The sequence below is a fragment of the Neptunomonas sp. CHC150 genome, assembly GCF_030397555.1.
In the GTDB taxonomy this organism is placed as follows: domain Bacteria; phylum Pseudomonadota; class Gammaproteobacteria; order Pseudomonadales; family Balneatricaceae; genus Neptunomonas; species Neptunomonas phycophila.
Genome location: NZ_JAPNXU010000008.1, coordinates 256,305 through 270,769, shown reverse-complemented (window position 1 = coordinate 270,769; position 14,465 = coordinate 256,305). Strand labels below are relative to the sequence as shown.

12 protein-coding genes are annotated in these 14,465 nt (G+C 47.6%); 7 read left to right on the top strand and 5 right to left on the bottom strand.

What is annotated here, in order from left to right; all coding sequences use genetic code 11:
- Window positions 1–109: 109 nt before the first annotated feature.
- On the bottom strand, window positions 110–1,366 hold the full coding sequence (locus OW491_RS10525; RefSeq protein WP_290035914.1) for a DUF2254 domain-containing protein: 1,257 nt from the start codon (window positions 1,364–1,366) through the stop codon (window positions 110–112).
- Window positions 1,367–1,536: 170 nt separating this feature from the next.
- Here OW491_RS10525 and hexR point away from each other — a divergent pair, with 170 nt between their 5' ends.
- Window positions 1,537–2,427, top strand: a complete 891-nt coding sequence (gene hexR / locus OW491_RS10520; RefSeq protein WP_215151591.1) for a transcriptional regulator HexR — start codon at window positions 1,537–1,539, stop codon at window positions 2,425–2,427.
- A 257-nt stretch (window positions 2,428–2,684) separates the two neighbouring features.
- Complete coding sequence (locus tag OW491_RS10515; protein ID WP_075174062.1) at window positions 2,685–2,888, top strand: PA3496 family putative envelope integrity protein; 204 nt, start codon at window positions 2,685–2,687, stop codon at window positions 2,886–2,888.
- A gap of 116 nt (window positions 2,889–3,004) precedes the next feature.
- Here the strand turns inward: OW491_RS10515 and OW491_RS10510 are convergent, their stop codons facing one another.
- Window positions 3,005–4,495 (bottom strand): FMN-binding glutamate synthase family protein, encoded by a 1,491-nt coding sequence (locus tag OW491_RS10510; RefSeq protein WP_075174061.1) that lies wholly within the window; start codon window positions 4,493–4,495, stop codon window positions 3,005–3,007.
- Between the two features lie 324 nt (window positions 4,496–4,819).
- Here OW491_RS10510 and OW491_RS10505 point away from each other — a divergent pair, with 324 nt between their 5' ends.
- From OW491_RS10505 to OW491_RS10495, 3 genes are all read left to right on the top strand, one after another.
- Window positions 4,820–5,842, top strand: coding sequence for a sugar ABC transporter substrate-binding protein (locus tag OW491_RS10505; RefSeq protein ID WP_290035912.1), 1,023 nt, complete (start codon window positions 4,820–4,822; stop codon window positions 5,840–5,842).
- Window positions 5,843–5,915: 73 nt separating this feature from the next.
- Window positions 5,916–6,995: an ABC transporter permease gene (locus tag OW491_RS10500; RefSeq protein ID WP_075174059.1), complete on the top strand. Its 1,080-nt coding sequence runs from the start codon at window positions 5,916–5,918 to the stop codon at window positions 6,993–6,995.
- 1 nt (window position 6,996) lies between these two features.
- Window positions 6,997–7,788 (top strand): ATP-binding cassette domain-containing protein, encoded by a 792-nt coding sequence (locus OW491_RS10495; RefSeq protein WP_075174058.1) that lies wholly within the window; start codon window positions 6,997–6,999, stop codon window positions 7,786–7,788.
- Window positions 7,789–7,915: 127 nt separating this feature from the next.
- Here OW491_RS10495 and OW491_RS10490 read toward each other — a convergent pair whose 3' ends face one another.
- The 3 genes from OW491_RS10490 to OW491_RS10480 are packed head-to-tail and all read right to left on the bottom strand — an operon-like array spanning window position 7,916 to window position 12,302.
- Entirely contained in the window at window positions 7,916–8,866 is a 951-nt protein-coding gene (locus OW491_RS10490) for an ABC transporter substrate-binding protein (protein WP_290035911.1), read from the bottom strand.
- A gap of 5 nt (window positions 8,867–8,871) precedes the next feature.
- Entirely contained in the window at window positions 8,872–11,571 is a 2,700-nt protein-coding gene (locus tag OW491_RS10485; protein WP_290035910.1) for a PAS-domain containing protein, read from the bottom strand.
- Entirely contained in the window at window positions 11,565–12,302 is a 738-nt protein-coding gene (locus OW491_RS10480; protein ID WP_215151588.1) for a response regulator, read from the bottom strand. Before OW491_RS10480 ends, OW491_RS10485 begins: the two co-directional genes overlap by 7 nt.
- 225 nt (window positions 12,303–12,527) lie before the next feature.
- On the opposite strand from OW491_RS10480, the gene OW491_RS10475 reads away from it, so the two are divergent.
- Window positions 12,528–13,502: a carbohydrate kinase gene (locus OW491_RS10475; protein ID WP_075179557.1), complete on the top strand. Its 975-nt coding sequence runs from the start codon at window positions 12,528–12,530 to the stop codon at window positions 13,500–13,502.
- A 172-nt stretch (window positions 13,503–13,674) separates the two neighbouring features.
- On the top strand, window positions 13,675–14,409 hold the full coding sequence (pncA, locus tag OW491_RS10470) for a bifunctional nicotinamidase/pyrazinamidase (protein ID WP_215151587.1): 735 nt from the start codon (window positions 13,675–13,677) through the stop codon (window positions 14,407–14,409).
- Window positions 14,410–14,465 lie beyond the last annotated feature (56 nt).

The following is a 14,465-nucleotide window of genomic DNA, read 5'->3' as shown; positions in this document are numbered from 1 at the left end:
ACGTGGTAATACGGACTCAGCTGTTCGACTAAGTGTCGAGGGCATGGTTACTACCTCGACTGGAGGTTGTTAAACAATATGTTAGCTTATTTTTCTCTTGTTACGGATATTACATCGTAAACTGTTTATCTAAACACGTCTTTAAGCGCGCTTTATCCGTTTCGTAGGGTAAGCTATCTAGTGACCGTTGACGTGCTTCAGCCAAAAATTCTTTAGCCGTTGCTTTACAACCGTCGTCAGACATCAGCTCCAACGAGCGTAACGCTTTTTGCAAACGCACCCCCACTTCTACCATCGCAGCACCGTCGCGGGACAGTGGCATAAACGCCGCATCAAATAACGAAAATTCGGGCAGTGCTGGCACATGCAAACGGTCATGTTGAGGCTCCTTAGGCTCACAGCCTTGCACACGGATAGCCATGACACGCACTAACGTTTCAATGACATCAATGGCGGTACCTGGATCATTGATCCCCGGGGACAGAGCACGCGAGCCAATCTCTGATAATGCGATGAGCCCAAAGCACGGGTCTTGCTCAAAAGAGCGGCGATCGCCAATCACAAAAGCCGAGCGGATATCATCCACCAACTCGTACGACAACCCCGCTTCATCGTTTCTCAATGTGACATAAAGAATCGGCAAATTAGGTGTGCAATAAGCCCCTGGACGGCGCTCAAGATAGAAGTCAGCATCAATCTCTTCAGCGATTTTTTGTAACTTTGGAACATCGATATTCTGAATATAGCCAATCTGGTGATGATCTATAACGGTGGGGCGATCAGGCTTTTCTGTTCTTTCAAAGCCTCCCATATAGGGGTTATTACAATGCACTTCCATGGCCTCTTTAGCGACCCGCTCAACCCGTGAAATAGTTTCACTAACACGGCCTAAGTCCCCCAAATGATCAATCCAGCGAAGCAGCGTAATTACTATTAGCGCCACTAATATCAACGTGGCGGCAAATAAGACTAATCGCCCTCCGCCCCCGTATAACCCCGTGTTTAGCGCAATCAACCCCACTAAACTAAACAGAAAGGCACCCAAAAAAGTGGACAATGCATTTTGTGCGGTAGTGTCTTGCAGTAACAAGCGTGTTGCACGCGGTGTCGCCGTATTAGCTGCGGCGCTCGTCGCCGAGACCAAGGTGCTCAATGAGAAAGTCGTCACCGTCAGCATACTGGAAGCAAGTATCGTTAAAATTGCGGTGACGGTTTCAGGGCCAACAAGCTCCGTTAACTGTTCGGGAATATATGGCCCGATCCAAATCGCGATCAGAGCGCTAATAATAGCCGCGGCACAGAATAAAGCGGCTCTCACCCATAACCGCTCGGCCATCCGTTTTAATCGCCACCAGTGTCTGTTCATCCCTTTCTCCTTTTCGAATAACGTCGCGCTGCAGAGGCTATTAAGCTCACATCATACGCAAGCATCCCTCAGTATTCTTGCATTAATATCGCATGGCAATCTGGTTAGGTTGTTTCCTTTTTCATTGATATACTTGAGGTTCTTCATGACTGTTTAGGAAACAGCTTGCTTTGAACTCAGCTAATTTACTTAAGTCCATTACCGATGCACGCCCTAAGCTGAGAAAATCTGAGCAAAAGGTGGCCGACTTTGTGCTGCTCAATCCCAATGACGTAATTCACATGCGTATTGTTGATTTGGCTGCTCAAGCACAAGTCAGTGAGCCAACCGTTGTGCGCTTCTGCCGAGCTCTTCACTACGACGGTTTTCAAGACTTCAAGCTGACCCTCGCACAGGGATTAGCCAGTAGCACGAATTTTGAGCAGTTTGCGCTGGATTCCAAAGATACCGTTGCCGAATTTAAGCAAAAAATCTTTGATTCCATGATTGGTAATATGGTTAACATCCGTGATCAGTTAGATGCCGCTACACTAGAAAGTGCCATTGACGCCCTGGTTAAAGCAAAACGTATCGAATTTTACGGCTTTGGCGCCTCTGCAGCCGTCTGTAGCGATGCGCAGCATAAGTTTTACCGGTTACAAATCTCGGCTGCCGCTTACTCCGACCCGCACATGCAAACCATTTCCGCTGTATCAATGAGTAAAAGCGATGTCGTGGTCGCCATATCACAAACAGGACGCACCAAAGACTTGTTGCACACGGCCAAACTGGTTAAGGAAGCTGGTGCGACGTTAATTACGCTGTGCCCTAGTCATACGCCGTTGGCTGAAATTGCCACAATCCCTATTCATATCGATATTGAAGAAGACAAAGACCTCAGCACGCTCATGTCGTCCCGCGTGATGCATTTGGTCGTCATTGATATCCTAGCCGTAGGCGTTGCTATGCGACTTGGCCCGGCATTAATCGATCACCTCAAAACAATCAAACGAAGCTTACGCTCGCTACGCCAAAATGATAAACGCTTAATAACTCGACGAAACGATAACGCTGACGACTAGGCGCTGCTCACTATTTACGACGGTTCTTCGAGCAAAAAGATCTCCATAGCATCCTGCGAGCGTCTAAAGCCATTTAATTAGCACTAAAGTCGTCTATCTTCGTCATAAAATTGTAATCCTCAATGATTAATCTGCCTGAACAACGCAATACTTGGTTGAAAAACGATCAGTAATTGGGTAAAAAAAGGGACATCAGTTAAAAACTGATGAACCTACTCGGTTCACGGACTCGATAATAATGAGTGAGGTTACAAAAGATGCTTAATCAAAAAAGCGGTAATCTAAGCGACGTACAAATCGAAATTATTGATACTCTGATTGGTTACGAAGACGAGGAAAAGCAACGCAGCAAGCAAGTCGCCTCTAAGCGTTTACTAGCAGCAAGGCGCGCAATTGAAGCGCATCGCGAACAGAAGCGCCTAGAAAAAGAAGCCCTAGACACATGGTTTGACGACATTTAGTCGACAAAATAAAACAGACTTTGATACATAAGGCTACCTGTGCCTAATTACAAAGGTAGCCTGTCACCCGAGGGTACTGTCTTTAATAGTTTAAAGGCTCCAACACCCGATTACGCTTAGTGCTCTGGGTAGATAATATTCAACGGCACAGAACGCCCTCCATCCAAGACTACCGCAGCATGATGGCGCTTGAGCTGTCTAGGCTCTGGAGCACCACACGAATGTGCAATCGTTTCCACTTCATGCACTAGATTATGATGGTAGTGCGCTACCCGCTCCGCTTTATCAATAGGAACTAGCCCTTGGTTCAAATCAGGATTGTGAGTTGTCACACCCGTAGGACACGTATTTTTATTACACTGCAATGCCTGAATACACCCTAGCGCAAACATAAACCCGCGCGCACTCACAACAAAGTCAGCCCCTACACAAATGGCGGCCGCCACATCGGTCGGGTTAATCATTTTCCCAGAAACAATAATGCGAATACGATCACGTAGTTCATACTGAATCAGCTTGTTGACCAATATGGGTAAGCTCTCACTGACCGGTAAGCCAACGCTATCCATCAAAGGCATCGGTGCCGCTCCCGTGCCGCCGTCAGCGCTATCCAGTGTGATAAAGTCTGGTGCAGCCTCTATACCGCGCTTCAATACTGCCTCGCAGAACTGATCCAACCAATCGGTCGTCCCTAGCACCAACTTAAAGCCCACGGGTTTCCCTGTCACTTCGCGAATATGAATCAGACGGTCAAGCAAATCATCCATTGAGGCGATATCAGGATGTCGATTAGGGCTAATCGATGCATGCCCTACGGGTATACCGCGAATATCTGCGATTTCTTGGTTAACCTTTTCTGCCGGTAAAATCCCCCCTTTCCCAGGCTTAGCCCCTTGGCTGAGCTTAAGTTCAAACATTTTCACCTGGGGGTGCGCCGCTTTCTCACGCAGTTTTTCATCAGATAAGAGGCCTTCACTGTTACGCACGCCATATTTAGCCGTACCAATTTGAAAGACAATATCGCAGCCTCCTTCTAAATGGTAAGGCGACAGCCCGCCTTCTCCGGTATTCATCCAGCACCCTGCTTTGGCTGCCCCACGCGATAGCGCTTGAACCGCCGGCTTAGATAAAGCCCCGTAGCTCATCCCCGAAATGTTGAAGAAAGAAGGTGCATCATAAGGCTCGCGACAATATGGCCCGATACGCATAGGCTGCGATGCTGCTGAATCTTCCGACAAGGTTGGAAATGGGCAGTTTAAAAAGTAGTAAGTACCCGCTCGACGTAAGTCACGCGTAGAACCAAATGCGACCGTGTTATCAACATTCTTTGCTGCGCGATAAGCCCAACTACGCTGGGCGCGGTTAAAGGGTAGCTCCTCTCGATCCATCGCAAAGAAATATTGGCGGAAAAACTCACCCAGATGCTCAAAAAGGTATCGAAACCGGCCAATCAACGGATAATTACGCAAAATCGTTTGTGAAGTTTGTTTACGATCATGGCGGTACATAACAACGCCCGCTATAACCAGCACAACAAAGATTACCAAAAATAAAATGCCAATCGTGGCAATAAAGTTTACTGCAAATGAAGTAACCGTTTCGTTCACCTGTTGTCTCCCTGCTTTTGTATTGTTGCTTTTTTTACTCGCTCTTGTTGGTGCGACTATAGCACCCCACTTACTTGGCTCCCATAGCCGTTATACATCTACAGTCGGCAAATATTTCAATTGTTAACAGAAATATGTCGATTGGAAATTCGTCATTAACTCGCCGCCTTTCTAATTGAAAGTGAGCCCCGCCTGCCGCAGTGATTTAACAGCTATCTGTATAAACCGCTGAACGACGGGCTGGTGTGCTTCCAGATTTAGATATTCCAACGATAAAGACAACGAATACAAAACATCCAAAACAAGAATAACGGGAGTGTTTCCATGAAAATGAAATCCGGTCTTTTAGCACTAGCTATGTCAGCAGCCATTGCGACACCTTTCGCCACAGCCGCTGACAAGCCAGTAGTAGGTTTGATCACAAAAACGAATACCAACCCATTCTTCGTTAAAATGCGCGAAGGTGCTCAGGAAAAAGCTGACGCGATGGGCGTTGATCTACGTACATTTTCCGGTAAGTTTGACGGTGACAACCAATCTCAAGTGCAAGCTATTGAAAACCTTATCGCGTCAGGCGCTAAAGGTATCTTGATTGCCCCAAGCGACCCAGTAGCTATCGTTCCAGCCATTGATCGTGCACGTAAAGAAGGTTTGTTAGTCATCGCTCTCGACACTCCATTAAGCCCTGCTGATGCGGCTGATGCTACGTTCGCCACTGATAACTACAAAGCAGGCGTTTTGATCGGTCAATGGGCCGCTAAAACATTAGGCGATGACGCTGCAAACGCGAAAATTGCCATGCTCGACTTAAACAGCAGCATGATCACAGTTGACGTTGCACGTGACCAAGGCTTCTTAGAAGGCTTTGGCATCGATGTAAAAGATCCAAACAAAATCGGTGACGAATCTGATGCCCGTATCGTCGGTCATGACGTAACAAGCGGTGCCGAAGAAGGTGGTCGTCGTGCCATGGAAAACTTGCTGCAAAAAGATCCGGGCATCAACGTGGTTTACACCATTAACGAGCCTGCGGCTGCCGGCGCCTACGAGGCACTTAAAGCGGCTGGCCGCCAAGACGATGTATTAATCGTATCGGTAGATGGCGGCTGCCCTGGTGTTGAAAACGTTAGAGATGGCGTGATCGGCGCAACGTCTATGCAATTCCCTCTACGCATGGCATCTATGGGTGTAGAAGCTGTACTTGAGTACGCTAAAACAGGTGCTAAACCTTCAGCAACTGAAGGCTTAGACTTTGTTAACACAGGTGTAGAACTCATTACCGACGCACCTCAAGACGGTGTTAAATCTACGTCATCTAAAGATGGCCTAGGTATGTGCTGGGGCTAATAACTCCGCGTTTGATATAAGTCCAGCAGGGCAGAGCTGCCCTGCTTTTACTGCGTAACACCGGGAGATCCTCATGGCCAATCCTGCATCAGCCCCCAAACAAGAAGCCGCTCAACACGAGCTAGTTGCTTCATCAGCCAAAGGCGATTTCGCTAAGTTTGAAGCTGAAAAACTCTCTTTTATGGAACGAGCACACCGCTTCTTCCACCAGCACCCAACAGCGGCACCGGCCATCGTATTACTGCTAGCGGTAGCTGCTTTTAGTTTTATTATCGGGGATCGTTTCTTACACCCGTATAACATGTCCTTGATCCTCCAACAGGTAACGATCATCGGCATTTTGGGTATTGCCCAAACCCTCATTATATTAACTGCGGGTATCGACCTCTCTGTCGGTGCCATCATGGTACTTACCTCTGTCATCATGGGCCGAATGGCCATTGATATTGGCTTGCCTCCTTTTGCCGCATTAGGTATCGGCTTATTTGCTGGTGCAGTCTGCGGTTATATTAATGGCTTACTCGTTACTTTTTTCCGTTTACCGCCTTTCATTGTGACATTAGGTACATGGAATATCTTTTTTGCCTTGAACTTGTGGTATTCAAAAAGCGAAACGATCCGCTCACAAGCCATCGACAATGTCGCGCCACTACTACACTGGACCGGGCAAACCATAGAGTTTTTTGGTGCCAAACTTAGCTATGGCTCACTGCTGATGCTGGCACTGTTTTTATTAGTTTGGTACGCACTGAATTGGACCGCTTGGGGCCGTCATGTGTATGCCACAGGTGATGACCCTGCCGCAGCACGCTTAGCAGGTATCCGTACTGATCGTATCCTCATGTCTGTCTATGTCGTTGCCGGTATCGTGTGTGCCATCGGTGCTTGGGCGTTAATTGGTCGCATCGGCTCAGTCAGCCCACAAGCAGGCATGATGGCTAACCTAGACAGTATCACCGCCGTGGTTATCGGTGGCTGCAGTCTCTTTGGTGGCCGTGGAGCCATCTTCGGAACCTTGATTGGCGCCCTTGTGGTTGGTGTATTCCGTAATGGTCTTGCACTGGCGGGTGTTGATGTACTCTGGCAAGAATTTACCGTCGGCTTACTGATTATTGTTGCAGTAGGTATGGACCAGTGGATCAGGAAGGTGTGATATGAGCATTACTAACGTTTTAGAAGGTCGTAACCTCGTTAAACGCTATGGCCACGTAACGGCCATGGACGGTGCAGATTTTGACTTGCGTCGTGGTGAAATCCTAGCGGTTATCGGTGATAACGGTGCTGGTAAATCCTCCCTGATCAAAGCGTTGTCAGGCGCTATGATTCCAGATTCAGGTGAGATCAAACTGGATGGCAATCCTATTAGCTTCAAAAGCCCAATGGATGCGCGTAATTCAGGCATCGAAACTGTATATCAGAACTTAGCGGTATCTCCATCACTCGGTATTGCTAACAACCTATACCTAGGACGCGAACGCCGTCGCCCAGGTATTTTAGGCTCTGTTTTCAGAATGCTAGACCGCAAGGCGATGGAAGATGAGGCCAAACAAAAACTAAGCGATCTTGGCTTGTTAACCATCCAAAACATTAACCAAGCGGTAGAAACGCTTTCAGGTGGTCAGCGTCAAGGGGTTGCCGTAGCGCGTGCAGCTGCGTTTGCGAAGCACGTTGTTATTATGGATGAGCCGACCGCCGCACTGGGGGTAAAAGAATCCCGTCGCGTGTTGAATTTGATTAAGGACGTACGTGACCGTGGTTTGTCCGTGGTACTTATCAGCCATAACATGCCCCACGTTTTTGAAGTAGCCGATCGAATCCACATCCACCGTTTAGGTAAACGTGTTGCGGTCATAAAACCCAGCACACACACCATGAACGATGCGGTGGCGATTATGACGGGTGCAATGAACCCTGAAGATCACCAGGCAGGTGCTTTCGCGGAATAACGAGCATCCTTTATCCGGCTCTGTAGGTTTGGTCATACTGGGCAGAGCCGGATTCTTTTCTCCCCACCCCATTCAAACCGCCTTTCTTAACACTCTCACTAACTCACTGCACACATCTGCGTAACACTTACCAAGTTTTAGCGGACTTATTATTTTCTGGTGTAATCAGCACCGCAGGGATGAGCACTTCGTTTGTTTCTAGCGTATGACCTTGCATCAATTCATACCCCATTTCGACAGCCTTTTTAGCCATCTGTGTTGGAGATTGTGTCGCCGTTCCACGAATCAGCGTATTGGGTTGCGACATAGCTTCGATCACTGAAGGCGCACCATCCACGCTTACGATAATAAACTCATCACGGCCTGATTGTTGGGCAGCCACTTCCGCACCCAGCGCAGCCGGATCATTAATAGTAAAAACCGCATCGATATGCGGATAGATCATTAACAAGTGCGTCATCATTTCCAAACCGCCCTCGCGGCTGCCACCACTGTTACGATCATCTGATAAAATAGTGATATCTGGGTAGTCAGCTAACACGGTTTCACAACCTTGAACACGCTCAATAATAGACGATACTTGCGGGCCATTTAGAATAACCACGTTACCTGCGCCATTGATCTGCTCGGCTATATACCGGCACGCTATTTCGCCAGCCTGAGGGTTGTTGGTAGTAACAGTGGCATCGGCTCCCGCGGCGTTCACATCCACAGCGAGCACCTTTACGCCGGCTTGTTGAGCTCGGGCGATTGCTTCTTCAAAGGCGTCGTAGACAGCGGCGGATAATAAGATCATATCGACCCGCTGTGATACAAACTGATCTATTTGGCGACGCTGGCGCTCTACATCGTACGCACTGGATACAAGGATTACCTCTGCATTGTCGCCCACTAACTCTTGCGCCTTTGCTTTCGCACCTTGAGCGATGCGTGCAAAAAACGGATTTCCTAAGTCCGACACCGAAACGCCAATTTTTAGACGAGCCGGCGGCTCCGCTAGTGCATGAAAACAAGTTCCCACGCTCACCGCGCATGCTAAAAGTAATGGCGCATATTTTTTATAAATCATGATACTCATTCCGCCTATCCTGATGCATCATTGCCTTGCCCTCCAAGGGAGGCCGTAGGATGATTTAAACGTCGATGAACGGCTACGGCTAATTCATCACGCGTATATGGCTTTGCGAGCAACGCATGGCTGTCGAGTAAGCCATAGCGTTGTTTTAACTGCTGTTTATGTAATCCGGATGTCAAAAGTACAGGCAACGCTGACCAACGCGCGTTAATCATGTCACTCAACTGAACGCCATTAACAGCACTTCCAAGGTTAATATCCGTCAGTACAAGCGCCACATCGTTTGCTTTATCTAACGCGTCCATTGCCCCCGCAGCATGGTTAACTACCGTTGCCTGATACCCTAAACTTTCCAATAACGCTTCAGCAGTTTGTGCTACCTGAGCATCGTCTTCAACCAACAATACATGCTGGCCGCTGCCCTTCGTATTTTCTTGTGTCGATAGTGTGCTGTTTGCTTGTGTCGTTGTTTTAATCACTCTTGGCAGCCAAATTTCAATCTGCGTGCCTTTGCCCTCGGCGCTGGTTATATGAATATCGCCGTTAGACTGCTTCACAAAGCCATACACCATACTGAGCCCTAAACCGCTGCCTTCGCCAATTTCTTTGGTGGTAAAGAAGGGCTCAAAAACCCGGCGTAATATCGATTGAGGTATTCCGCAACCCGTATCGCTCACAGTGATGGCTAACAAATCACACCGCCGACCATTTAATAACTGATCTGTGAGCTGTCGGGTTTTAAAAGATACAGAGCCGCCATTGGGCATTGCAGCGCTACTATTGATCGCTAAATTCAACAACGCATTTTCTAGCTGGCTAGGGTCAACCGATACCCACCAATCAGCCGCCTGCAGATCTAACTGGATTTCAGTCTGTTCGCCCACACTGTATTCCATTAAATCCAACATGCCTTCGATCAACCCGTCCACTTCGGTGGTTTCAGGTTGCAACAGTTGTTTACGCGAGAACGCTAACAAACGCTGGGTGAGGTTTTTGCCTCGCTCGGCGGCCGATAAAGCCCGTTGCGCATAGCGCAATTGTTTACCCCCAGCAGGGAGCGAGTCTTCTAATAATTGTAAATTTCCAAAGATCGCAGCCAATAAGTTGTTAAAGTCATGGGCGACACCACCTGTGAGTTGGCCTAACACTTCCATCTTTTGTGATTGACGTAACTGCGCTTCTATCGTTTTACGCTCAGTTAAGTCGCTATACAAGGTAACGAACCCACCGTCAGGCATTGGGTTACTACGAAATTCGACAACGCGCCCGCCTGGAAAATGCCGTTCAAACCGCTGAGTCCGTTGTTTACGAAGCTGATTAACCTCATCCCTATCCAAAGCCATACCATCCAGAGCCCAGCTGTCTTGGGCTTCTTGTGAGAGCAAAGGGTGTATGGATTCAATAGGCATACCCGGTTTTAGCTGATTGGCGGGTAGCTCTAGAATGGAGACATACTGAGGATTCCAAGCAATCAGCCTATTATTTTCATCAAAAACGCTTAAACCATCATTAATATTTTCAAAAATAGTCTCTAGTAAGCGCGACTGTTCTTTAAGGTTTTGACTAATACGATCGATTTCTACTGCGTTTTCTCTAAAGACCTCAAACGCACGAGCCAACTCCCCTATTTCATCACGACGCTCAACAGCCGGTGTAGGCAGCTGCTTTTCGCCCGCCGCTAAACGAGTCATCACCTTAGTGACTCGGCCAAGATGCCCCGTCAACTCCCTTACTACCCAGATACCCCCTAAAGTGGCCGTAAAGCATAGCAAGGCAAAAAGTAGAATACTGGTTTTTCCCGAGTTAACGGCGTTGCCAACTTGGTCACTTTGCGCGGTGATTTGCTGTTGAACATTATCAACGAAAAGTTTAACTTCGCCGCTCAACTGGTCGGAAACAGCCCGGGTAGAAGCCAATAAAAAAGCCCGACGCTGCTGCAGTATTAACTGATCACGACGCACAGAATAGACATTGCGAGCCCCCAACCCTAACGCTTGAAACTCGCTAAGAATAGGCGCCATTTGGGAAGGCAAAGGCGATGCATTAAGCGTGTCCTGGGCTCCAAAGGCATCGAGGGCGTCACTAAATGATTGCTGTATTAACGATAGGCGATCCATATCAGATTGTTGAGTCGCAGAATTCAATTGATCCAGCATAAATAACAAACTCAACACCTGTCTGTTATTGGGGTTTGAGGCTAAGCTTTTCTCTTTTATACGTTCCTTCAATAAGGTTAAACGATATTCCACTTGGCGAATATCTTCACGTAGCAGCAGGTGCTGGCGTGTTAATGAAATAAGCTCGGTAACCGTCTTTTCAAGGCGCTCTAGCAAAGCAGGTAGTTGAGGAGCGGCATTATCCAGCTCGGGAATATCTTTCGCCATGGTTAAAACAATGTGTATCTTTTCTTCGAGCGTATTACTTAAGGACTGTAACATCGAAGGGCTGCTTGTATTAGCCACATAAGGAGCCACGGCGGCTAAGTTAGCGGTCCGCTCAGCCAAAGCAAGAGAGCGCGAAATATCAGGCAGAGCTTGTCGTTCAAACTCATTTAAAGCCGTTGCGGTATTGTTAAGGCCAATCCATCCGACCATCGCCAGCGCCATGGTCGAGCCTGCTAAAATAGTAAACGCTAACATCAAACGTGTTCGGGCTTGCATCCCTCGCAAAGGATGGTAATGCCGCAATCGCTTAAGGAGCGTTAACACTGGATAACGTTTCCATTAAAGATATACCCGACGCCGCGCTCTGTTCGAATATACGTAGGCTGCCGAGGATTAGGTTCTATCTTACGTCGCAGGCGTAAAATTAAGACGTCAATGGTACGATCAAAAACATCTGTATTCATACCCCGAGTCGCCTCTAACAACTGATCTCGACTAAACGCGCGATTCGGTGAACGAACCAGCGCTTCAAGCAGCGCGAACTCACCATAGGTTAATGGCTCAGTTTCACCATCAGGACGAATCAGCTCTCGCCCGGTTAAGTCTAAGACCCATCCATCAAAGCTCAAACGCTCATGACTGTAGCTATCATCCTTACGGGCAACAGGCTTACTCAATTGCGTTGTACGCCGCAACATGGCTCGTACGCGGGCTAACAGCTCTCGGTTATTGAAAGGCTTCATCAAAAAATCATCAGCCGCTAACTCAAGGCCTAATATTCGATCGGTTTCATCGCCTTTGCCTGTGAGCATCATGATAGGGATACTGGAGCTTTCGCGGAGCTCGCGTGCCAACAACATACCATCTTCACCTTTTAAGCGAAGATCGAGGATCACCAAAGAGTAGGCACCCTCTTGTAATGCATCGCGCATCCCTTGACCATTAGAAACAGTCAATACATCGTACCCACTGTCTTCAAAAAGGTCTTGGAGCAGCTCCCGCATGTCGGCTTCATCATCCACGACAAGTATACGTTGTCGTACTGATTCGCTCATGCCTCTCTCCTTATTGTTGTTCGGCATTAGTTTTTGCTGTGTTAATAGCACAGTCCTGAATATAGATTATTTCAATTGTTACAAAAATCTAATTTATGATTCATTGATTATTTATTTAACTCATGCTCAATAGAGTATTTGCTTATTTTATCTGAGCGGTTCTAGAATTCACGCGTTAACTAGAATAACAATAAAACGACTAAGTCGTTTTTTTACGGAGACAACATGAAAAAGGTCATCGCCTTTGGTGAAGCACTAATTGATATGCTCTCGATTAGTTATACCGACGATTTAAACAATACACACGAAGCATTTATTAAGTTCCCTGGCGGGGCGCCTGCTAACGTTGCTGCTGCCGTCGGAAAGCTCGGCGCGCCAAGTTACTTTGCCGGCAAAGTAGGCCAAGATATGTTTGGTGACTTTCTTATCGAAACACTGAACAATTGCGGTGTCGACACCCGTTACATGCTACAAACGACAGAAGCTAAAACAGCACTAGCTTTTGTATCATTAGACAAAGATGGCGACCGCAGCTTTCAATTTTACCGTAGCCCATCGGCTGATCTTTTGTTCCGCGCCGAAGAGTTCAAATCAGAATGGTTTGATGAGCCAGGGATTTTTCACTTTTGCTCAAACACACTGACTGAAGAAGGTATTCGCGATGTCACCATCGCCGGCATACGCAAAGCACATGAAGCCGGTTTTTTAATCAGCTTTGACGTGAACTTGCGCCATAATTTATGGCCCGAAGATGAAGATGCCTACACCGCTGTATGGCGCTGCATGCCGCATGTTGACATGCTCAAAGTCTGCATCGAAGAGCTAGACTATTTATGCCGCGGCGAATCACATGATGACGTCATACAACGCATCCTTACCAACGGCACCTCTGTGGTTTTAGTCACCGATGGTGGCAAACCTTTACGCTATTACACATTAGCAGGTAACGGTGAAGTGGTTCCGCCCAAAGTCAAAATGGTGGATAGCACTGCTGCCGGAGATTCATTTGTAGGTGGCTTGCTCTATTCACTGTCAGAGCAGAACATTGATCGTGCAGCACTAGAAAACTTATGCAAAACACCTGCTGCCTTGTTACCTGCACTGCAGTTCGCCAGCCGTTGTGGGGCGTTTACAGTGACTAAGCAAGGAGCGATCAATACGCTGCCAACCAAAGCTGATATGGATGCGTTTACAGGCTAACCTCCTCCCTCAAATCCTACACAGCAACACAGCCTTTATTGTGCAATATATCCAGCTGCTCTTTTGAGCCGCTGGATTCCTAAACAGCCCGCCCTTATATTCAGCTTTCCTTTTCTCATAAATGGCATGCTCCCTGCTTGACCCCTTAGCACTATATCGTAAGGAGCGACGCATGACCCGTCTATCACGCCGTAACACATTGAAATTATTACTATCTGGAACAACCGCCATTGTTGCTGGTGCTGCTCTAACACCCCGCCAATTGCTGGCCGATACACTCAGCCCGGACACTAACAGTGCACTGATTGTTATCGATGTTCAGAATTGTTTCGTCCCTGGTGGCACCTTGCCTGTGGCCGATGGAAAAGCGGTGGTCCCAGTAATCAATCATCTAGCGCCTGCGTTCGATAACATTGTGATTACTCAAGATTGGCATACGCCCGAACATGCTTCATTTGCATCAAGCTACGACACAAAAAAACCGTTCGAAACCACTGAGTTAGACTATGGTACACAAGTGCTGTGGCCCGATCACTGTGTACAAGGGACAGATGATGCGGCATTAGTAGATGAGCTAGATCTGCCCACCGCCGAGCTTATTGTTCGTAAAGGTTATCATCAGCATATCGACAGCTACTCTGCTTTTTTTGAAGCCGACCGTAAAACGCCAACCGGTTTACAGGGATATTTAAAAGAGCGCGGAATCACCTCGGTTTATTTGGCGGGACTGGCAACCGATTTTTGTGTTGCTTGGACGGCCATCGATGCAGCTGAATCCGGCTTTACTGTCTATGTAATAGAAGACGCATGTCGTGGTATCGACCTCAATGGATCACTGGCTAAAGCATGGGATGCTATGACAAAAGCCGGCGTCATACGAATTCAATCATCGAGTATTACAGCGTAAAAAAAAGCCCCATAAAGGGGCTAAAAGTCTACGGTGAGTAGATCTCCTGAAATTTA